Origin of the sequence: Methylomonas sp. EFPC1, from assembly GCF_016925515.1 — a bacterium.
GTDB lineage: Bacteria > Pseudomonadota > Gammaproteobacteria > Methylococcales > Methylomonadaceae > Methylomonas > Methylomonas defluvii.
On the sequence record NZ_CP070494.1, the window covers coordinates 3,347,124 to 3,367,092 of the forward strand.

A 19,969-nucleotide genomic window follows, 5' to 3' on the forward strand; every position below is an offset into this window, starting at 1 on the left:
AGCCAATTCGTTTTCGCAAACCACCTTTACCGATAAGTCTAGTTTGGAATCCTCCGTCGACATGGTGTTTATAATCTGGCGACGGGGCATGTTAATTGCTTTACTATCGCGAGGGGATACTCCCACTTTATTCCCGACACCCTTTCCTCAGCACTATTTAGGCGACAATTATGGCTATCAGCGTCTTCGATATTTTTAAAATCGGTATCGGACCTTCCAGTTCTCATACTGTGGGACCCATGCGGGCAGCAATGACGTTTGTCAATAATCTGGAACAGCGAGGCTTTATTAGCGAGGTACAGCGCTTGCGCATCGAATTATTCGGTTCGCTTGGTGCGACAGGTAAAGGCCATGGCACCGACAAAGCGGTATTGCTTGGCTTGGAAGGCGAAGCACCCGATTTGATTGACCCCGCCATCATTCCACAACGCCTGGCCACAATCCGCGAATCCGGAGCAGTTAGGCTATTGCAACGATACCCGGTACCGTTCAACGAGAAAGCCGATTTGCTGTTTCAACGTAAAGTACTCCCCTATCACTCCAACGGCATGCGCTTTAGCGTATTCGGCGCAAACGGCGCCGAACTGCTGCAAAGCGATTACTATTCGGTAGGCGGCGGATTTGTCGTGACCGACGCTGCGGCTGCTGCGGACAGGCTGAGCAATGACGACACCTGCCTACCCTATCCTTTCAAAACGGGTGCAGCGATACTAAAACTGTGCGCGACACATAACAAATCAATCAGCGACTTGATGCTGAGCAATGAAAAAGCCTGGCTGGGTGAAGAGGAAATCCGCCAGAAATTATTGAACATTTGGCAGGTGATGCAAGCCTGCGTCGAACGAGGCCTGCATGAAGAAGGGGTTATGCCGGGCGGCATGAAAGTCAGGCGCAGAGCGGCCAATCTCTACCGGCAGTTGAGCGGCGAAATTCCTCGGCAAACTCCAAGCATGCCGGTGGGAACCATGGAATGGGTAAACTTATTTGCACTTGCCGTCAGCGAGGAAAATGCTTCCGGCGGACGGGTCGTAACTGCACCCACCAACGGCGCTGCCGGCATCATCCCTGCGGTATTACATTATTACTGGCGCTTTTGCGATGGTGCGAATGAAGAAGGGGTGATTCGCTTCTTGTTGACAGCCGCCGCAATAGCGATTCTGTATAAAGAAAACGCCTCGCTATCCGGCGCCGAAGTCGGCTGTCAGGGCGAAGTCGGCGTTGCTTGCTCTATGGCTGCCGGCGCACTGGCTGAAGTATTGGGAGGCACGCCCGAGCAGGTGGAAAATGCCGCCGAAATTGGCATGGAGCATAACTTGGGCTTAACCTGCGATCCTGTTGGCGGTTTGGTGCAGGTGCCCTGCATCGAGCGTAACGCGATGGGTTCGGTTAAGGCTATCAACGCGGCGCGCATTGCCCTGCGCGGCGACGGCAAACATTTTGTATCGCTGGACAAGGTAATCAAAACCATGCGCGAAACCGGCGCCGACATGAAAACCAAATACAAGGAAACCTCACGCGGCGGTTTGGCGGTGAATCTGATTGAATGCTGACAACGGCTTAAACGCAATCTCAAGCTGTTTTATATACCCTCTTTCGCAAGAATCTCCAGCGCAGCGTCGCCCCTGCATGGAAACGGGTAGCCAATCACATAAATGGTACGCTGCGAATAAGATTTTCTGCGCTGATCGGCTTTGAGAACCTTCTGCATGAGGGAATGACGAGCTTTTAGGCGCCGGTTTTAAACGCTATTCACGCTATCCTTACAAATTACCTTTCGCCTTAATGCCTTTAGTCTATTGAAGGCCACACAAGCCCGGGCCTCGACGAGCACAGCCTGAACGGCATAAGCGTAATAAACAGGACCGGGTAAACAATAAAACTAGCCATGCGTCCGGAAGTCGGTCGTTTTTTCACCATCATCATAAATAGCTTGGCCCCTGCCCAGAATACCGTCCCGGCCGGAAGCCGCGAATGCCATGATCTGCTCAGTCGTTTCCTGCGGAACTTGCAATTGATTGAGGCTGCTTTGCAACAGTTCCAACACCACATCGTAGTTATCGTCAATGGGCTGTAATCTTAAAAAATGGGAATGTCCGGGACATAGCAGGGTCAGATGGGGTTTCTCGTCGCTACCGACTAGATCGCCCGTAACGAACATCTCCAAAAACGCAAAGTCTCGATTATTGACCAAACTGGGCTTGGCGTTCCCTCTGGCAAAAGCCGCCGCAAAATAATCATCAGCCAATTCGGCAAGTTTTTTAGGCTCGACCGGCTCTGCGCTGAGCAAAGCATTAACAAGTTGCTTCAGCGGTTTGGTTTGTTCTTCTATGGGCCTGGAGTAAAAATACCGGTTGATACGATAGTCATCGAGCATGCCGGCATAGAAAATGTCCACGATTTTGGACACCAGGTTCTCGTCAATTTTTGGCAATAGTTTATTGTTCATCGTTTTATCCCCCGTTTTTGTAGTTAACCAGCTTATTTGCTTAAGTCAAATACCGCATGAGTAGGCGAATTGCCTCAAATTAAAAGTAACCCAAGGGGTCATTAAAAACGGGTCGTTGCCTCACATTGTGTGTAACCGAAATCAAGCGGGTTACCACCATGGGAAAACACGAACGACGAGCCTATTTACAGGCTATCCAAAAACGTTATCGACAAAGTGATAGGGCCACGAAACAAACGATCCTGAACGAGTTTTGCGAAGTCTGCGGCTACGCCCGTAAGTACGCGATTCGTTTGCTGAATCGAAAAGCCAAGCCAACCGCTTCGCCTAGCAAACGGCCCGGCCCCAAGCGGAAATATCAAGCCGAGGTGTTGCTGGAGCCATTGAAGCGCATCTGGTTTGCTAGCGATCAACTGTGCGGCAAGCGCCTGAAAGCCGCGATACCGATCTGGCTGCCTCATTACGAAGATCAATACGGCCCCTTGGCGGATGGCGTGCGCGCCGACTTGCTCAAGGTGTCGGCGGCGACCTTGGATCGCTTGCTCAAACCCTTGCGCGTCCAGCACCCCAAAGGCTTGTCCGGCACCAAACCCGGGTCTCTGTTGAAAACCCAGATTCCCATCCGCACTCATCACTGGGACGAGACCCAGCCCGGTTTTGTCGAAGCCGATACTGTCGCTCACTGTGGCAATTCGCTGGCCGGCGATTTCGTCTGGAGCCTGACGATGACGGACATTGTCACCGGCTGGACCGAATGCCGGGCCACCTGGAATAAAGGCTCGCAAGGTATCCTGGAACAGATTCAGGCCATCGAGAACCTGTTGCCATTCCCTTTGAAAGGCTTCGATTGCGACAATGGTTCTGAATTTCTCAATCATCACCTGGTTCGCTATTTCACCGACCACCCGCAAAAGCCGGCGTTTACCCGCTCCAGGCCTTACAAGAAAAACGACAATGCCCACGTCGAGCAGAAAAACTGGACTCACGCCAGGCAATTATTCGGCTACGACCGGCTGGATAATGCCGCGCTGGTGCCGTTGATGAACGCGGTCTACAGCACGCTTTGGTGCCCTTTGCAGAATCATTTCTGTCCCAGTCTGAAACTGCGGAAAAAACACCGAGACGGCGCCAAAGTCGTGAAAAAATACCATGCCCCGCAAACCCCTTACCAACGGGTGATCAATCATCCTGACATTCCGGAAACCACCAAACAGACTCTCCAGGAACATCATGCCAAACTCAATCCATTTGCTCTTAAGGCCGCCATTGAGCAACAATTGAAACTCATTTTTTCACAAGTCCAGGTTACCTCTAATGTGAGGCAACGACTCTGATACTTCGGTTACCTTTTTCTATGAGGCAATACGGTAGGTCCCTTTTGCGTCTATTAACCGCTGCACAAGAGTATAAGTCCGATCCGATAATATCCGCTTAAACGTTTTTCAAAAATCAGCGTCCGCCAGCTAGAGTCATAGCCTCTGAAAAAAAAAATTTTAGCAAACAACATTAAGGTCCAATGTTAAGTCTCTGAAGATACGTAACATTGAAAAATCGCGCCACAGATGTCGTTTAAAAACCACTTGAAATCCTTATTTAACATAGGAAAATCGCGCCCGAAGCGAGGTTTTTTTAGACGCTGTTCACACTTTATTCGATCAAATGAGGAGGCATTATGAAAATTGCACTTGTCGCTATGGCCGGAGTCACTATCGGGGCGCTGATAGCTATTTCAGCTTTTCAATTACTGAAAGTCATTTTTCAAGAAATGTACAAAATGGCAGCTGAAGCTTGGTATAGCCCCGAACAACATTAAAGCGGCCCGTATACATCCTTGCGGACGGGTTAAGTACCAGGCGAAAACCAGCCCTTCGCTCGCCCCCCAGCTTTAATGCCTATACTCAAAAAAAATGCCCCGCCGGTTTCCCGACGGGGCATTTTCTTTATCAACGTTGCTCTAACAGTCCGCTTTGTCTAGCACGCACAGTGATAAGGTATTTGACCGAATTATCAGTCGTTACCACCGAATACGCCCAACAGTTGCAGTAAGCTGGTGAACAGGTTGTAGATGGACACGTACAATGACACGGTAGCTAAAATGTAGTTGGTTTCGCCGCCGTGGATGATTTCACTGGTTTGATACAAAATCATACCGGACATCAACAATACGAACATCGCGGAAACCGCCAACGACAGCGCGGGCACCGAGAACAGTAACGCAGCCAAACCCACGAAGAACGCTACCAACACACCCACCATCAGGAAGCCGGCCATAAAACTAAAATCCTTGCGGGTGGTCAAGGCATAGCCTGACAAACCAAGGAAAATCACGCCGGTACCGCCCAGTGCGGTTAAAATCAGTTCATGACCGTTGCTGAACGCATGTATATACATGTTTAAAATCGGCCCCAAGGTCATCCCCATGAAACCGGTCAATGCAAACACAAACACCAAGCCCAAAGCACTGTTACTGAAACGGGTGGTTAAAAACAGCAGGCCGAAATAGCCTACCATGGTGATAATCAAGCCCGGATGCGGCAAATCCAGCGTCATGGCTACCGCAGCCATAGCAGAGCTGAACAGCAAAGTCATCGATAGCAATAAATAAGTATTCTTTAAAACCTTATTGGTCGCCAGTATGCCGGCTTCCGAACGAGCAGTTGCAGTATTTAAACGCATGATCAGTTATCCTCTCAAAGTTACAAGTAATGCTATGACCGCGCAACGGCCCTGGAGTTTCAAGGCATTGTCGGTACCGTCTGCTAGTATACCTAAAGAAATTGCACATACGAGGTTAAATAGGACATGAGCCCCACCCCCTACGAGTTAATCGGCGGCGAGAATGCGTTGCGCAGCCTGGTCGACAGATTCTACTTTTACATGGATATTCTGCCGGAAGCCCAGGGCATCCGGGCCATGCATGCCCCCAGCTTGGCAAGCGCCAAAGACAAATTATTTAAGTTCTTCTCCGGCTGGCTGGGCGGCCCCAATTTGTTTATCGAAGAATTTGGCCATCCCATGCTGCGCGCCAGACACTTTCCGTTTCAAATTGGCGAATCGGAGCGCGATCAATGGATGCTATGCATGAACAAAGCCTTGGATGAAATTGAGACAGACCCACGCCTGCGCGAAAACATCCGTACCGCCTTACAACAACTCGCGACGCATATGATCAATCAAGAAGCCACGGGAAGCTGAGCCAAATGTCATTATCCAAACAATTGTTAATCCTGATATCCGCGCTGTTTTTGATGATCTTCAGCGTCAATTTCGCATTGAGCGTCAACAACATCAAGGACTATCTGGAAGGCGAATCAAAAAACCATGCCCAAGATACGGCCACTTCGCTGGGTCTTTCGCTTAGCCCTTACATGGTTGATAACCGCGATCCGGTGATTAAAACCATGATGAGCGCCATTTTTGATATGGGTTATTACAAGGAGATCAGACTGGTCGACGCCGACAACAAAGAGCTGGTAGCCCTGAGCAGCGACAAACGCATAGAAGGCGTGCCGGACTGGTTTACCGAACTGCTGCCCATGACATCGGCCACCGCCGAAAGCGAAATCAGCTCGGGCTGGAACATGAGCGGCGTGATCTACGTGACAGTCAACTCCAGCTATGCCTATTTAAAACTGTATGAACAAGCCAAATCCGGATTTTATTATTCCCTGGCGGCATTTTTACTATCCATTGCCTTGTTAGCCTTGTTATTGCGCGTCACGCTGGCATCGCTAAGTAGAATCGATTTACTGGCTCAGCAGATCAGCGACGGCCATTTCGAAAGCATCGAAGCCTTGCCCTGGACCCGCGAAGTGCGCAACGTGGCGGCATCAATGAACACCATGTCGCATAAGATCAAAACTACGATAGCAGCGTTGCATGGCAAGCTGGATCAAATGGGCGCCAGCCTGTTACGCGATGACTTGACCGGGCTGTATAAAAAGTCCGTGTTCGAAACCGACATGAAAAATTTGGCATTGGAAGACGCCGATGCCTTTGTGGTTTTGATCAAAATCGATAGCCTGGTTGATCTAGTCAAAGAGCGCGACAGCGACGTGATCGATCAATTCTTACAAGCGTTTGCCGCCATCCTGGGAAAAATCGCCGATCTGGCTGGAGCACAAACCGGCAGAGCTTATCGATTCTACGGCGCCGAATTTGCACTCGTGCTGAAGCTTGGGAATTCGGAACAATTGGAAGGGTTGATGAAAACCTTGAGCAACGAAGTAACCGAATTAGGCGAACGTTACCAAAAAACCGATTTGGCCCACATTGGCGTGGTTGCTTTCAATCCGCTGCTGACCACCGAAATTTTATTGGAAGCCGCCCACGAAGCTTATGAACAGGCGCATCTGATCGGCACTAACAGTTATTTCATCCGCACCGGCGATAATTTTGCGCGTGATATTGCCACCTGGAAGGACTTGGTCTTCGATTGCGTCGATAACGACGGTTACTCGGTTTGGTATATTGGCCAGATCGCCGCATTCAGTAGCGGCGAACTGCTGATGGAAGAGGCTTTCATTCAGGTACACGATAAACAGGGCGGCCTGGTGGCCATCGGTCCATTCATCTCGATTGCCGAAAAATTCGCCAAAATCGTCGATCTGGATAAAGGTGTGATACGCATCGCGCTAGATCATATTCAACACAATCACATCGAGCACGCCATCGCCGTCAACGTATCGACTCGCACTATCAAAAACAGCGATTTCCGGCTCTGGTTGGAAAAACTAATCAAACAAAATCCGGCGGAAGCCAAAAAGCTGGTATTCAGTTTGTCGGCTTATGCCGTCGTCAAGGATATAGACGCCTATCAGGCCTTCATCGAAACCGTGCATCACTGGGGCGCGCGGGTGATGATCAAACGCTTCGAAACCCAATCCATGTCGGCGGAATTGGTCAAACGCCTGAAACCAGACTTTATCCGCCTGGCCCGCGACATCGGCAACGGCATCGACAGTTCCTCGCAAAAACACGCTTTTGTGCAAACCATGCAAGAAATTTCCACATTGCTGGATATTTCCATCTTGGCAGAAAACGTGCAATCGGATCAGGATTATCGCCGCTTAAAGGCGATAGGAATCGTCGGTGCCAGCCGTTAACAAGGGCGCACTCAACGCTGCCAAAATCGCTATTATCGCCTTCAGCCTGTGTTTCGGCATTGCGCTGGCAGCCGGCCTGTTAATCGATCAGAGTCTGCTGGATAGAGTCGAAAAAAAATACGGTGCGGCCGCCAAGCAACGTTTTGTGGACTGGCAAAGTTTGATCGAGAACGGCAAGAGCTGGCCTGACGCAGAGAAATTGGAGCGGGTGAATAATTTTTTCAACGGTAACGTCGAGTTTGTTGACGATATTATCCTGTGGCAAAAAACCGATTACTGGGCGGCGCCAACCGAATTTCTGGCTAAAGGCGCCGGCGATTGCGAAGATTACTCCATCGCCAAATATTTTACTTTGGTGGAAATGGGCGTCGATGAAAGTAAATTGCGAATTACCTACGTCAAGGCTTTGGCACTGAATCAGGCGCACATGGTATTAACCTACTTCGACTCGCCGCGCGCAGTGCCCTTGGTGCTGGATAATCTGAAGCCGAGCATAGTCCCGGCTACGCAGCGCAGCGACTTGCAGCCCGTATACAGCTTTAACGGTACCGGCTTATGGCTTGCCAAAAGCAAAGGCTCCGGGCAACATGTCGGCGGTTCGGACCGCTTAAGCATGTGGACCGAGCTTAAATTAAGAATGCTGGAATCACCTTTTTGAACAAGCAAACCGCCCCCTTACCTTACAAGCTGCGCCGCAGCAGCCGGGCCAAAAACACCCGCATCGTGGTCACCGCCGACAAAATAGAAGTGGTGGCTCCCATGAAAGTGTCCGAACGGCGCATTCAGGATTTTGTGCAAGCCCAAAAAGACTGGATAGAAGCCGCACTAAAGCGCGTCGCCGGCAGAGTTCAAGCCGCCGCCCCCAAGCTAGCACCAAGCGAGTATAGGGATGGCGCGCACATACCCTACCAAGGCCGCCGCTTACCACTAAAAATCACCACCGGCAAAGCCAAAACGGTCCGCATCGAGTTGCTTAACGACGAGATGTTTTGGGTGAAATTACCGGTTGGGATTGCCGATGAACAACACTCCGCACTGATCCAGCAAGCATTGATCCGCTGGATGAAAAACCAGGCCAAACAGAATGTCCAGCAATGGGTCGATCTGCACGCGCCGCGCTTTGCCCTGTTTCCGCGCAGCATCCGCATCAAAACCCAAAAAAGCCGCTGGGGCAGCTGCGGTCCACAAAACGACATCAATATGAATTGGCTACTAATGCTGGCTCCGGCCGCCGTTTTGGAATACGTGGTAGTCCACGAACTTTGCCACATCAAACACAAAAATCACTCTCCGGCTTTTTGGCAATTGGTTGTCGAACACCTACCCGACTTTAAACAACGCCGGCTCTGGCTAAAACAGCACGGCGCCAGCGTGATGCAAGGCTTGTAATGCTGAAAAAGTTGGGATTTTATATATTTGCGGCACTGTTTATCTTTGCGGGGCAATTTTTAGTCCATCAGGATTTGGTCAGCGGCACCCCGCCGCCCATAGTGCAAACCACGCTGACCGGCGAAAACCCTATGCCACGCATACATAAAGGACCGGCTGTGTTGTATTTCTGGGCTGAATGGTGCGGGATATGCCGAAGCATGCAGAGCAGCATCAGCAACATCATGCGGGATTATCCGGGCTTGACGGTAGCGGTGCGCTCCGGTGACGACGGCACATTACAGAACTATCTGAACGAGAAACAACTGAACTGGCCGGTTGTGAACGACAACAACGGCAATCTCGGTCAACGCTATGGGATTAGAGGCGTGCCGGCTGTATTTTTTATTAACGCCGCCGGCGAGATTGTCTTTACGACAGTAGGCTATACGTCGGAATGGGGTATGCGTATTAGACTTTGGCTGGCAGGATTGAGTTAACTATATCGAGGAAACAATCCGGATTAATGATCGGCTTGTTCAGCCAAATCACCCAGGGCCGCCAATTCCCGCTCCAGCAACTCGCTATCGCCCAGGTTGAGTTCCACCAATCGGCGTAAGTTAGAAATGCTATCTATATCGATATGTACGCATTTAAAACCCACCCTGTTGGCATCGGCATGGGTGGCGGCCACTTCCATGCTGATACTGATTTCTTCGGATAAATCGAATTTCAAGTTATATAAGGTATCGGCCTGACCGGCTAAGGGCTGCTCACAATCCAACAGGCAACCGCGCAGGGACAGATCAATAATTTTGCAAGGATAGGTTTGCCCCGAACCGGTTAACACAGCCCCTGTATGGTAAAAAATCCTATGAAAACGGCGTTTATCATCGCTTTTTTCAAATGTCATACGCTTAATCCAAGAAAAATTGCATTGAGGTACTGTCAACGACAATCACATCGTTGCGTTGCAACTGTACGGTGCGGTCGCCTAAGGGCTCATCGTTAATCGCCAGACCCTCATGTCCTTGCAAGGCGGAAAGGAAATAGCCGTCCTTGCGTCTGGCTATCACAATAACCCCTGCGCCTTCGTGGCCCAGGCGGGTCATGGCTTTCTTCAAGCGCAGAATTCGACCGATATGCATGCCGTTCAATACTTGCAAATTGGCTTCGGGGGATTTGACGGCATCTTCCAGCTTTTCATTTAAGGCCCGCACGTCTGCATCGCCAAAGTCGGCTGGCGTCGATACCAGGACTTTTTCCGAAAATTCATCGGTCGTGTTGTAGACGATATAGTGCTTGCCGATATTGATGATGTCGTTGTTTTGCAGACTCCATTCTTTGGTGTGCTGATCGTTGACCAACAGCGGAAATTTTTCGTTCAATTGCTTGAGAACGCAAGTGCCGTCTTTAATCACGGCAACGGCATGCGCGGGCGCGACGGCAAGACTATCAACCACTAGGTCATTGGTTTCATCACGACCAATATGCACTACACCAGAATCAAAAACACCTGTATGGATTGCATTGTCTTTAAAATAAACGGTAAATTTCGCCATCTCTGTTGTTCAAGTAATCCCTGCGCCCGGCTAGTAGTATAGCCATTAAAGCCAAGCTTGCAGATTAATCAATAATTATTTTGATATTACATTATTTTTTAAATCCAAACCTATGATAGCCAAAGACTATTTGCATGCTTCTAACACGTCCGCGGTGTCCGAATAAATAAAAATATACAGTCGCCAAGCGGCGCGCCATGTGGCAACATCCACGGTTAGACTTTCCCATCAATACATTAAGTCATCGATCATGAATCCAACTCAGCCCCATGCACCAAGCGAGCCCTTGATTTCGCAAGACATCTATATTGCCGGTGTCGACGAGGGTAACGGTAAATCCTTGATCATGTTGGCCATCATCGAAATGTTATCCGGCTACGCCGACAATATCGGTTTTTTTCGGCCCATTATTCAAAGCGATACCGACAAAGACGACTTGATTCAATTCATTAGCCACCGCTATCAGCTCTCCATGCCGTACGATGCCATGTATGGCTGTACCAGCGCGGAAGCCAGGCAGCTCTTGGCAAACGAACAGTACGACGAACTGCTGAAAACCATTCTGGCTAAATACCGAGCCTTAAAGGCCCGTTGCGATCATGTGCTCTGTGTCGGCAGCGACTATCGACACGGCAACGCCATTTCCGAATTCGATTTCAACGCCGATGTCGCCAACAATTTGGGCTGCCTGATGATGCCGGTTATGCAGGGCGAAAATCGTAGCGACGAACAAATTTTAAACGGTTTGGCCAGCCTGAAACATTCCATGCACGAGCACGATTGCGAATCGCTGGCCACAGTCATCATCGGTGTCGCGCAAAATCAAATTGCCAGCCTACGCCACAGCTTGAATCATTCCAACGAATTTCCAGTGTACGTGGTGCCTGCCGAATCGTCCCTGGAAAAACCCACCATCGGCAATATTGCCAAGGTCATCGGCGCGAAAGTATTTTCCGGCGAAAACGCCACCATGAGCCGCGAGGTGTACCACTACAAAGTGGCGGCCATGTTGGTGCCGGACTTTCTGGACTATGTGGAAACCGGTGACTTGATCATCACGCCTGGCGATAGATCGGACATCATCATGGCCAGCCTGATGGCCTACAACTCTAGTAACTATCCGCAGATCGCCGGCTTGATATTAACCGGCCACCAACAGCCTGCCCCGCAAGTGCAAAAATTGATCGACGGCCTGGGCGGCACACCGTTTGCGGTACTCGGCGTCGATTCCGACACCTTCACCACGGCTATGCAGGTCAGCCAGGTCACCGCCCGCCTGCATTCGCAAGATGACCGCAAGATCGCCACCGCGCTGGGATTAATCGAAAGTAACATGAATATGGTGGAACTGCGGCTGCGGCTGTGCAGCAAGGTTTCGCATAAAACCACGCCACTGATGTTCGAGTACGATTTGCTGCAGCGCGCCAAGGCCAAGAAGCAACATATCGTGCTACCGGAAGGTAATGAAGAACGGATTCTGCGGGCGGCGGAGATTTTGCTGCTACGCGATGTCGTGAAAATCACCCTGCTGGGTAACGAAGCCGAGATCCGCCAGAAAATTCAAGCCATGGCCTTGAAGATGGACAATGTCAACATCATCGACCCGATTAAATCGGATCTGCGGCCCTTGTTCGCGGAAACCTATTACCAGGCCCGCAAACATCGGTGCATCGTTTACGACACCGCCTTCGATTTAATGGCCGATCCCAGCTATTTCGGCACTTTGATGATTCATCTTTCTTATGCCGACGGCATGGTCTCCGGCGCGGTGCATTCGACGCAACATACCATTCGTCCGGCCTTCGAAATCATCAAAACCAAACCGGGCGCGTCCATTGTTTCCAGCGTGTTTTTCATGTGCCTGGAAGATCGCGTATTGGTCTATGGCGATTGTGCGGTGATTCCCAACCCCAACGCTGCGCAATTGGCCGACATCGCGATCAACGCCGCCGAAACGGCACGCATGTTCAACATCGAGCCGCGCGTTGCCATGCTGTCCTACTCCACCGGTGAATCCGGCAAGGGCGAAGCGGTGGACAAAGTCAGAGACGCCGTCAAAATCGCTCAAAGTCTGCGTCCGGACCTACAGCTGGAAGGCCCGATGCAATACGATGCCGCCGTGGACGCCAGCGTTGCTAAAACCAAACTACCCGACAGCCAAGTTGCCGGCCGGGCCACAGTATTGATTTTTCCGGACCTGAATACCGGCAACAACACTTATAAAGCGGTACAGCGTTCCTCCGGCGCAATCGCTGTCGGCCCCATCCTGCAAGGCTTGAACAAACCGGTCAATGATTTGAGCCGCGGCTGCACCGTGACAGACATCGTCAACACCGTCGTCATCACCGCGATTCAAGCCCAAGAAGCCGACAAAACATGATATATAAAACGCTATCAAGCAGTTTGCTGTTTTGCCTTCTAAGCTTTAATTTACAGGCACAGACCCGCATCGCCATCCTGGATTTTGAATTGAAAGACCTGACACTGGCTCCCGGCGTCCCCGCCGAATTGCAAAGAACCGCGTCGATCAAACCGCTGCTGGAACAAGAATTAGCCCGCGCCGGCTATCTAATCGTAGCCATACCGCACCAGGCACAGCAAGCCGCCAATAGCGGCGTTGGCTATTTGTTCGACCATGCCGACGCCGCCGCGCAACTTGGCAAGCTATACCACGCCGACTACATTTTGGTGGGGCGGCTACACAAACCCAGCTTTTTATTCGCATATCTAATGGGGCGTTTGGTCAAGGTAGACAATGGTAGATTGGTCGGCGATTACATTGCCGAATCCAAAGGCCCCAACGCCAGCCTGACCATCAAAGCCGTGGAAAGCCTGACCACGAAAATCGACCATGATCTGGAGCGCCGCTACAGCCCACCGCCACCGGCGAAGCTTGTACATTAATCACCCCACCCTTTTACGATATTCATGAAAATCCTGGTGCTCAACGCCGGCAGTTCATCGGTTAAATACAGCTTATTCGAGATGTCTGATCGCTCGGTGCTGATCGCCGGTATCATCGAACGTATCGGCGAAGATGCCGCTAGCCATAGTTATGCGCTGGCGAATAATGACCGGACACGTGACGAAATCAATTGCCGCAACCATCAACAAGCCTTGCAATTGTTGTTCGAAACACTGGCTGCCTGCCGCGTTTTGACCGACCGCCGCGAACTGGCCGGCATTGGTCATCGGGTGGTGCATGGCGGCGAACATTTTCGTGAACCGGCCTTAATCGATGCGCAAGTGATGCAGCGCATTGCCGAAGTGATCCCATTGGCGCCGCTGCATAACCCTGCCAATCTTTTGGGCATTGAGGAAGCCATCCGGCAAATGGACGATACGCCGCAAGTGGCGGTATTCGACACGGCGTTTCATCAAACCCTGCCCGATTATGCCTATCGCTATGCCGTGCCCAACCATCTTTATACCGATCATGGCGTCAGACGTTACGGCTTCCACGGTACCTCGCACCGCTATGTTGCCGAGCAAGCCGCGCAGTATCTTAGCAAACCGTTGTCTGACACCAATCTGATCACTTTGCACCTTGGCAACGGTGCCAGCGTCACCGCCATCCAAAACGGTCGGAGTATCGATACCTCGATGGGTATGACGCCGCTGGAAGGTTTGATGATGGGCAGCCGCTGCGGCGACATCGATCCGGCCATCCATTTTTATCTAAGTCGCACGCTGAATTTGTCCAATGAGGCCATAGAAACCTTGTTAAACAAAGAAAGCGGCTGCAAAGGCGTTTGCGGCGAAAACGATATGCGGGCGATACACCGGATGGCGGAAGCCGGCGACGATCATGCCCGGCTGGCATTAGCGATGTACGCCTATCGCATCAAAAAATACATCGGCGCTTATTTTGCGGTGCTGGGCCGGGTCGATGCCTTGGTATTTACCGGCGGCATCGGCGAGAACGACGCTTGGCTGCGCGAACACGTCTGTCTGGAAATGCAAATCTTCGGTATTGCCTTGGACCCGGAAAGAAACCAAAAACCGGTGAAACCATGCGACAACATCAGCCCAGCCAACGCCGGCGTGGCGATATTGGTGATTGCCACGAACGAGGAACTGGAAATTGCCATCCAGGCCCAGCAATGCCTGGAACAAAAGCACGCCCTAAATTAGCCGGCCGTAGGCACAAACTACTAGGCGTTACCAACTCAGCCGGGAATAAGTATTTCATCCCGTAGCTCAAAGAAACATTTCCGTAACATTTCAACCCTATGATCTCGAAAGCGGTCCGCGCCGCCCTTCGGGATTGTTACTGTCAGCTTGTTGTTTTCACCACGCTTCGAACGCAAATCTTCAAATAGGCCGCAAAAAAACCAATGTGATAATATTGCATTCATGTGCGTTACAATATAACATCTTTGCACATCTTTACTGACAGCTTGTCTTACTCATGAAAAAAACCGCTGCCCTAATTTTAATGTTGCCATCGCCGGTTTTGCTGGCCGAAGAACTTGCGATTCAAGCACTAGACGAAATCATCGTCACGGCACCGCTGCAAGATAAAAAATCGGACAGTCCGGTACCGGTCACCGTGTTGAGCGACGACGATTTACGTATGAAGACCGGCCACAGCATCGGCGATACCTTAAAAAACGAATTGGGTATCAGCAGCCAATCTTTCGGCCCCGGCGTCGGCACCCCGGTGATACGCGGCCAGGCCGGCCCGAGGGTGAGAGTCTTGAGCAACGGTATCGGCAGCAATGATGTCTCGGCGATCAGCCCTGACCACGCCACCAGCGTCGAACCGCTGCTGGCGGAGCGCATCGAAGTCCTGCGCGGCCCGGCCACCCTACTCTACGGTAGCGGCGCGATGGGCGGCGTGGTTAACGTCATCGACAACCGTATCCCCGGTCGCCAGTTCGACAAGCTGGTAGGTGCGGCGCTCGAACAACGCTTCGATTCCACTTCCGATGAAACCAGCACCACGATGAAAGTCGAGGGCGGCAAGGACAACATTGCCTACCACCTGGACGGTTTTTACCGCCACCGCAACAATCTGGACATTGGCGGCAGCGGCATAGACACCGCTAAAGTGGCCATCACCGATCCCAGCTTGGCGATTGTCGACAACCCCAAAGGCTATCTAAACAACACCGGCGCCGAAGCCATCAGTGGCTCGGCCGGTTTATCTTGGATCGGCGCGCCCGGCTTTGCCGGCGTATCCATCAATAATATAAATAACAACTACGCCATCGCTCCGGACGGCACCGGCGACGAAACCGTCAGCATCGCGATGCGGCAAACCAAATACGACTTTAAGAGCGAATTGAACAACCCGTTCCGCTTCGCGAAAAGTCTACGCACCCGGCTGGGTTACACCGATTACCAACACACCGAAATTGCCAACGGCGAGCCCGGCGCCTATTACACCAACCAGTCTTACGAAGGCCGCATGGAAATGGCTCACCAGGACCTGGGACCGTTGCGCGGCGTGGTGGGTTTTCAAGCCCAAGCCAGCGACTTTAATGCGATCGAAAAACTCACCGGCGCCAGCATCGTCCCGCGTTCGGACATCAGCAGTTACGGTGTATTCGCCGTGGAATCGTTCGATATTGGCGCGGTGACCTATCAACTAGGCACCCGCGTCGAACAAACCGATATTCGCCCGGACGGTTTCGCCAATCTCAGCTACACCCCGGTCAGTGCTTCGGCATCCGCGGTATGGAAACTGGATAATCGCAACAGCCTGAATCTGGCAGTCACGCGCTCCTCGCGCGCCCCGCAAGTCCAGGAACTACTATCCGACGGCTACCATGATGCCACTCGCAGTTACGACAGAGGCGATCTGGGTTTAAGAGAAGAAACCTCCTACAACCTGGATCTGGGTTACCGCTTCAAAACCGACTGGTTGCGTGCCGAATTTGACTTATTCCACAACTGGGCCAGCGATTATATTTTTCAGCAACGCAGCGGCGAATTCGTCGATCAAGACGGCAATCCCTGCGTGGCGGATTGCGTGCCTTTGGTTACCAGCGGACAACACGACGCCATCTTCAAAGGCTATGAAGCCAAACTGATTATGCCCATGATGGAAAACCAGGTCGGCTTATTAGAGATGACCTTATTCAGCGACTACACCCGCGGCGAATTTCTAAACGGCAGCGACGTACCGCGCATGCCGCCTTTGCGCTACGGCCTACAACTGGATTTCAACCGGGACAAATTATCCACCTATTTGCGCTTTACCCGAGCCGAATCTCAGCCCCATGCCGGCGATTTCGAAACTTCCACCGCGGGCTATTTCTTGCTGAATGTCGGCGCCAACTATCAGGTCCGGGCCTATAAAGACGCCAAACTGATGGTGTTCGCCAAAGGTAACAACTTGCTGGATCAAAACATCCGCAACTCGACATCTTACTTGCGAAACTTTGCGCCGGAAGCCGGACGCGGCGCGGAAGTCGGCTTTAGAGTCAGTTATTAAAACGCTGAAACCGGCGCTGTTTTTTTCGACAGCGCCTTTTTTTGGCCAAGCAAAAGCTACAATATACCATCCAAAACACCATGACCCTCGCATCCGCACCAGCCAAACAACTCCCTGTCACCGTACTGTCCGGCTTCCTGGGTGCGGGTAAAACCACCTTGTTGAACCACATCCTCAACAATCGGGAGAATTTAAGAGTGGCCGTAATTGTCAACGACATGAGCGAGGTGAATATCGATGCGGCAACGGTCAAAAACCAAGTACAACTGAATCATGGCCAGGAAAAACTGGTCGAAATGAGCAACGGGTGCATTTGCTGCACGCTACGCGAGGACTTGCTGATCGAGGTCGGCAACTTGGCCAAGGATGGCCGCTTTGATTACTTGGTAATCGAATCCACCGGCATTGCCGAGCCTTTGCCGATTGCGGAAACCTTCACGTTTCGCGACGAACAGGGATTGAGTTTATCGGACATTGCCCGCCTGGATACGTTGGTGACCGTGGTGGACGCGGTCAACTTTATGCGCAATTACCTGGAAGCCTTGAGTTTAAAAGAAACCGGCGAATCACTCGGCGAAGACGACGCACGTAACGTCGCCGATTTGCTGGTCGATCAAATTGAATTTGCCAACGTCATTCTGATTTCCAAAATTGATCTGATCGCCAGCGACGAGCTTATCAACCTAAAAGCGGTGTTACACAGCCTCAACCCCGATGCGGAAATCCTCCCTATCGTGATGGGTCAGGTCGATTTAAGCAAAGTACTCGACACCGGCTTGTTCGATTTCGAAAAAGCCGAGCAAGCCCCAGGCTGGTTAAAAGAATTGCGTGGCGAACATAAACCGGAGACCGAGGAATACGGCATAAGCAGCTTCGTTTACAGCGCCCGGCGCCCGTTTCATCCGCAGCGTTTCTATGATCATCTGCACCACGGCGATTGGGATAACGGCACCTTGTTGCGTTCCAAAGGTTTTTTTTGGTTGGCATCGCGCCCGGATCACGCCGGCAGCTGGTCACAAGCGGGCGGCGTGATGCACCATGGTTTGGCGGGTCGCTGGTGGGCGACAGTACCGCGCCAGGAATGGCCGCAAGACTATCTGCTGGACATCCAGTCACAATGGGCCGAACCCTACGGCGACTGCCGCCAAGAACTGGTGTTTATCGGTCAAAACCTCAATGCCGACCAAGTGCGCCGCGAATTGGACGAGTGCCTGTTAACCGACGCCGAACTGGCAGCCGGCCCGGCAGTTTGGCGACACTATCAAGATGAATTTCCGCAGTGGTTTGCCGATGGCTAGCATCGACAGCTATCTGCATATCATCGGCATTGCATTGTTGCTTATTCTGGCCATTGTCTTGCCCTTGATTGACAGACCGCCCACCAAACGTGTGCTGTCAAAACTGTTTTTGACTGTGTTGGGGTTCATGCTGGCGCATTTTGCTACCCATGCCTTGCCGAACAAATTAGCCGGATTTATTTACAGTTCTCAGCACGAATACCACTCGCTCAAAGCCAAAACACCCCATCGCACATGACTATCGCTATCAGCACTATGGCCGGCGTCATTGCGGCCTGTCTCGCCGTCAGCCTTTGCTCGTTGTCCAGCTTATTTGCATTGTGGTTGAAACCCGACACCTTGCATCGGGTAGTACCGTATCTAGTCGCGCTGGCAGTCGGCGTACTCCTGGGCGATGCTTTTATTCATTTGATCCCCGATGCCATAGACCGCCACGGCAGTGTCAGCGATGTCTGCCTGACGGTATTAGTGGGTGTATTCGGTTTCTTTGTATTGGAAAAATTGGTGCGCTGGCGGCACGACCATAATGTCGACAGCACGCCAACCGGTGGTGAGGTCATGCCATTGGCTAAAATGAATCTGATCGGCGATGCCATGCACAACTTCGTCGACGGCATCTTGATTGCCGGCAGCTTTCTGGCCGATCCGGCACTGGGACTGACCACCACCTTGGCCATTATCGCCCACGAAGTCCCGCAGGAACTCGGGGATGTTGGCGCCCTGCTGCGCGGCGGCTATACACCCAAGCAAGCCGTACTCTACAACTTTTATTGCTCGCTGACCGTTTTGCCGGGCGCGATTTTTACCCTGTTACTCAGCCAGTTAGCCGAATCTTCCTTGTCGCTGCTGTTACCCATCGCTGCCGGCGGCTTTATTTATATCGCCGCCTCCGATCTGATTCCGGTATTACACGAACCATGCAGTTTTTCCAGCCTGAGCGGACAAACCGCCGCGTTTGGTTTCGGCATAGTCTTTATGCAATTCATCGTATTTTTCGAACAGTTCCTGATCGCTAGTTAAGGAGTTTTTGTGTTTGCTCGCATACCCTTTCGTCAATCATCCCTGTCGCCGTTAACCGGCCCCACATCCTTCCAGCCCGTTTCGTATCGGCCATCGACCCGCTCCGTCGTCTCCACAAACTTCGTGGATTTGACGCGCATCTACGAGGATGGCGTGAACTTTTGCTTAATAGAACGACCATTGCCCGCCACAATTGAAGGCTTTATCTATCAAGCCTTGAAGCTATTCGGCCCCTTGGAACTCAGTCAGCCCGTCAATCCATCCGAATTCAACTATACAAACCTGTGGCCCCAAACCCGGCAACTCGATGGCTATGACACATGGCTGGCAGACATCGAACTATTGACGACGGCGTTCTGCGAGCTATTCGAACTCAAGCAAGCCGGCTTGCGCCTAAGGACCTTGAAAACCGCCATGTGTCCGCGCTTTCATGTGGATAGAGTACCCGCACGGATGATTTGTAGCTACGGCGGCATCGGCACCGAATGGCTACCGGAATATGCGCTGGATCGACGAAAGCTGGGGATGGGCAGTGGCGGCCTGGATGATGCGCAGTCCGGTTTGATCGTCGACCAAACGGCGATTCGGCGGATGCCCGCCTATGCCGTGGGCCTGATGAAAGGCGAAGCCTGGGAAGGTAACGAAGGCCAGGGGTTTGTGCATCGATCACCTACGCCAACGGCGGTGCAGCCGCGGCGCTTGGTACTGACGCTGGATATGCTGTGAGG

Annotated in this window: 20 protein-coding genes; 16 read left to right on the forward strand and 4 right to left on the reverse strand. The window is 51.8% G+C overall.

Going from position 1 to position 19,969, the window contains the following annotated elements; all coding sequences use genetic code 11:
• Positions 1-170 precede the first annotated feature (170 nt).
• Positions 171-1,550, forward strand: coding sequence for an L-serine ammonia-lyase (locus JWZ98_RS15395; RefSeq protein WP_205450760.1), 1,380 nt, complete (start codon positions 171-173; stop codon positions 1,548-1,550).
• A gap of 329 nt (positions 1,551-1,879) precedes the next feature.
• Here JWZ98_RS15395 and JWZ98_RS15400 read toward each other — a convergent pair whose 3' ends face one another.
• Positions 1,880-2,446 (reverse strand): hypothetical protein, encoded by a 567-nt coding sequence (locus JWZ98_RS15400; RefSeq protein ID WP_205450761.1) that lies wholly within the window; start codon positions 2,444-2,446, stop codon positions 1,880-1,882.
• 158 nt (positions 2,447-2,604) lie between these two features.
• Here JWZ98_RS15400 and JWZ98_RS15405 point away from each other — a divergent pair, with 158 nt between their 5' ends.
• Together JWZ98_RS15405 and JWZ98_RS15410 are read left to right on the forward strand one after the other, a co-directional pair.
• Positions 2,605-3,780 (forward strand): integrase, encoded by a 1,176-nt coding sequence (locus JWZ98_RS15405; RefSeq protein WP_205450356.1) that lies wholly within the window; start codon positions 2,605-2,607, stop codon positions 3,778-3,780.
• 338 nt (positions 3,781-4,118) lie between these two features.
• Positions 4,119-4,259, forward strand: coding sequence for a hypothetical protein (locus JWZ98_RS15410; protein WP_155931185.1), 141 nt, complete (start codon positions 4,119-4,121; stop codon positions 4,257-4,259).
• A 194-nt stretch (positions 4,260-4,453) separates the two neighbouring features.
• On the opposite strand, the gene JWZ98_RS15415 is transcribed toward JWZ98_RS15410, so the two are convergent.
• Positions 4,454-5,122 carry a Bax inhibitor-1/YccA family protein gene (locus JWZ98_RS15415; protein ID WP_205450762.1) on the reverse strand — a complete coding sequence of 223 codons (669 nt, stop codon included), beginning with the start codon at positions 5,120-5,122 and terminating at the stop codon, positions 4,454-4,456.
• 126 nt (positions 5,123-5,248) lie between these two features.
• On the opposite strand from JWZ98_RS15415, the gene JWZ98_RS15420 reads away from it, so the two are divergent.
• Genes JWZ98_RS15420 through JWZ98_RS15440 form a run of 5 tightly spaced genes read left to right on the forward strand, consistent with a single transcriptional unit; the run spans position 5,249 to position 9,419 of the window.
• Positions 5,249-5,641: a group II truncated hemoglobin gene (locus JWZ98_RS15420; RefSeq protein ID WP_033155379.1), complete on the forward strand. Its 393-nt coding sequence runs from the start codon at positions 5,249-5,251 to the stop codon at positions 5,639-5,641.
• A 5-nt stretch (positions 5,642-5,646) separates the two neighbouring features.
• Positions 5,647-7,551, forward strand: a complete 1,905-nt coding sequence (locus tag JWZ98_RS15425) for a LapD/MoxY N-terminal periplasmic domain-containing protein (protein WP_205450763.1) — start codon at positions 5,647-5,649, stop codon at positions 7,549-7,551.
• Positions 7,538-8,209, forward strand: a complete 672-nt coding sequence (locus JWZ98_RS15430) for a transglutaminase-like cysteine peptidase (RefSeq protein WP_240348011.1) — start codon at positions 7,538-7,540, stop codon at positions 8,207-8,209. The genes JWZ98_RS15425 and JWZ98_RS15430 overlap by 14 nt, the downstream gene beginning before the upstream one ends.
• Entirely contained in the window at positions 8,206-8,940 is a 735-nt protein-coding gene (locus tag JWZ98_RS15435; protein WP_205450764.1) for a SprT family zinc-dependent metalloprotease, read from the forward strand. Before JWZ98_RS15430 ends, JWZ98_RS15435 begins: the two co-directional genes overlap by 4 nt.
• The gene (locus JWZ98_RS15440) at positions 8,940-9,419 is read left to right on the forward strand and encodes a protein disulfide oxidoreductase (protein ID WP_205450765.1); all 480 of its coding nucleotides are present in this window, start codon (positions 8,940-8,942) and stop codon (positions 9,417-9,419) included. The genes JWZ98_RS15435 and JWZ98_RS15440 overlap by 1 nt, the downstream gene beginning before the upstream one ends.
• Before the next feature lie 23 nt (positions 9,420-9,442).
• Here the strand turns inward: JWZ98_RS15440 and JWZ98_RS15445 are convergent, their stop codons facing one another.
• Both JWZ98_RS15445 and JWZ98_RS15450 read right to left on the reverse strand, forming a co-directional pair.
• Complete coding sequence (locus JWZ98_RS15445; RefSeq protein ID WP_033155384.1) at positions 9,443-9,832, reverse strand: PilZ domain-containing protein; 390 nt, start codon at positions 9,830-9,832, stop codon at positions 9,443-9,445.
• 4 nt (positions 9,833-9,836) lie between these two features.
• A complete protein-coding gene (locus JWZ98_RS15450; protein WP_033155385.1) occupies positions 9,837-10,481 on the reverse strand; it encodes an FHA domain-containing protein in 645 nt (214 codons plus the stop codon).
• 250 nt (positions 10,482-10,731) lie between these two features.
• On the opposite strand from JWZ98_RS15450, the gene pta reads away from it, so the two are divergent.
• The 8 genes from pta to JWZ98_RS15490 all read left to right on the forward strand — a co-directional run bounded on the left by pta (position 10,732) and on the right by JWZ98_RS15490 (position 19,967).
• Positions 10,732-12,861, forward strand: coding sequence for a phosphate acetyltransferase (gene pta / locus JWZ98_RS15455; protein WP_205450766.1), 2,130 nt, complete (start codon positions 10,732-10,734; stop codon positions 12,859-12,861).
• Positions 12,858-13,385 (forward strand): DUF2380 domain-containing protein, encoded by a 528-nt coding sequence (locus JWZ98_RS15460; RefSeq protein WP_171695953.1) that lies wholly within the window; start codon positions 12,858-12,860, stop codon positions 13,383-13,385. The genes pta and JWZ98_RS15460 overlap by 4 nt, the downstream gene beginning before the upstream one ends.
• A gap of 24 nt (positions 13,386-13,409) precedes the next feature.
• The gene (locus tag JWZ98_RS15465) at positions 13,410-14,615 is read left to right on the forward strand and encodes an acetate kinase (RefSeq protein WP_101055159.1); all 1,206 of its coding nucleotides are present in this window, start codon (positions 13,410-13,412) and stop codon (positions 14,613-14,615) included.
• Positions 14,616-14,892: 277 nt separating this feature from the next.
• Positions 14,893-16,923 (forward strand): TonB-dependent receptor, encoded by a 2,031-nt coding sequence (locus JWZ98_RS15470; protein ID WP_101055157.1) that lies wholly within the window; start codon positions 14,893-14,895, stop codon positions 16,921-16,923.
• A gap of 80 nt (positions 16,924-17,003) precedes the next feature.
• Positions 17,004-18,221, forward strand: a complete 1,218-nt coding sequence (gene zigA / locus JWZ98_RS15475; protein WP_205450767.1) for a zinc metallochaperone GTPase ZigA — start codon at positions 17,004-17,006, stop codon at positions 18,219-18,221.
• Positions 18,214-18,459: a hypothetical protein gene (locus JWZ98_RS15480; protein ID WP_033155389.1), complete on the forward strand. Its 246-nt coding sequence runs from the start codon at positions 18,214-18,216 to the stop codon at positions 18,457-18,459. The genes zigA and JWZ98_RS15480 overlap by 8 nt, the downstream gene beginning before the upstream one ends.
• The gene (locus JWZ98_RS15485; RefSeq protein WP_205450768.1) at positions 18,456-19,241 is read left to right on the forward strand and encodes a ZIP family metal transporter; all 786 of its coding nucleotides are present in this window, start codon (positions 18,456-18,458) and stop codon (positions 19,239-19,241) included. Before JWZ98_RS15480 ends, JWZ98_RS15485 begins: the two co-directional genes overlap by 4 nt.
• A 9-nt stretch (positions 19,242-19,250) precedes the next feature.
• Entirely contained in the window at positions 19,251-19,967 is a 717-nt protein-coding gene (locus JWZ98_RS15490) for a DUF1826 domain-containing protein (RefSeq protein ID WP_205450769.1), read from the forward strand.
• The last annotated feature ends 2 nt before the right edge of the window (positions 19,968-19,969 follow it).

Coding starts and splice junctions, on each gene's coding strand:
- JWZ98_RS15395 (WP_205450760.1), top strand. CDS start 171: ATGGCTATCAGCGTCTTCGATATTTTTAAAATCGGTATCGGACCTTCC.
- JWZ98_RS15400 (WP_205450761.1), bottom strand. CDS start 2,446: ATGAACAATAAACTATTGCCAAAAATTGACGAGAACCTGGTGTCCAAA.
- JWZ98_RS15405 (WP_205450356.1), top strand. CDS start 2,605: ATGGGAAAACACGAACGACGAGCCTATTTACAGGCTATCCAAAAACGT.
- JWZ98_RS15410 (WP_155931185.1), top strand. CDS start 4,119: ATGAAAATTGCACTTGTCGCTATGGCCGGAGTCACTATCGGGGCGCTG.
- JWZ98_RS15415 (WP_205450762.1), bottom strand. CDS start 5,122: ATGCGTTTAAATACTGCAACTGCTCGTTCGGAAGCCGGCATACTGGCG.
- JWZ98_RS15420 (WP_033155379.1), top strand. CDS start 5,249: ATGAGCCCCACCCCCTACGAGTTAATCGGCGGCGAGAATGCGTTGCGC.
- JWZ98_RS15425 (WP_205450763.1), top strand. CDS start 5,647: ATGTCATTATCCAAACAATTGTTAATCCTGATATCCGCGCTGTTTTTG.
- JWZ98_RS15440 (WP_205450765.1), top strand. CDS start 8,940: ATGCTGAAAAAGTTGGGATTTTATATATTTGCGGCACTGTTTATCTTT.
- JWZ98_RS15445 (WP_033155384.1), bottom strand. CDS start 9,832: ATGACATTTGAAAAAAGCGATGATAAACGCCGTTTTCATAGGATTTTT.
- JWZ98_RS15450 (WP_033155385.1), bottom strand. CDS start 10,481: ATGGCGAAATTTACCGTTTATTTTAAAGACAATGCAATCCATACAGGT.
- pta (WP_205450766.1), top strand. CDS start 10,732: ATGAATCCAACTCAGCCCCATGCACCAAGCGAGCCCTTGATTTCGCAA.
- JWZ98_RS15460 (WP_171695953.1), top strand. CDS start 12,858: ATGATATATAAAACGCTATCAAGCAGTTTGCTGTTTTGCCTTCTAAGC.
- JWZ98_RS15465 (WP_101055159.1), top strand. CDS start 13,410: ATGAAAATCCTGGTGCTCAACGCCGGCAGTTCATCGGTTAAATACAGC.
- JWZ98_RS15470 (WP_101055157.1), top strand. CDS start 14,893: ATGAAAAAAACCGCTGCCCTAATTTTAATGTTGCCATCGCCGGTTTTG.
- zigA (WP_205450767.1), top strand. CDS start 17,004: ATGACCCTCGCATCCGCACCAGCCAAACAACTCCCTGTCACCGTACTG.
- JWZ98_RS15480 (WP_033155389.1), top strand. CDS start 18,214: ATGGCTAGCATCGACAGCTATCTGCATATCATCGGCATTGCATTGTTG.
- JWZ98_RS15485 (WP_205450768.1), top strand. CDS start 18,456: ATGACTATCGCTATCAGCACTATGGCCGGCGTCATTGCGGCCTGTCTC.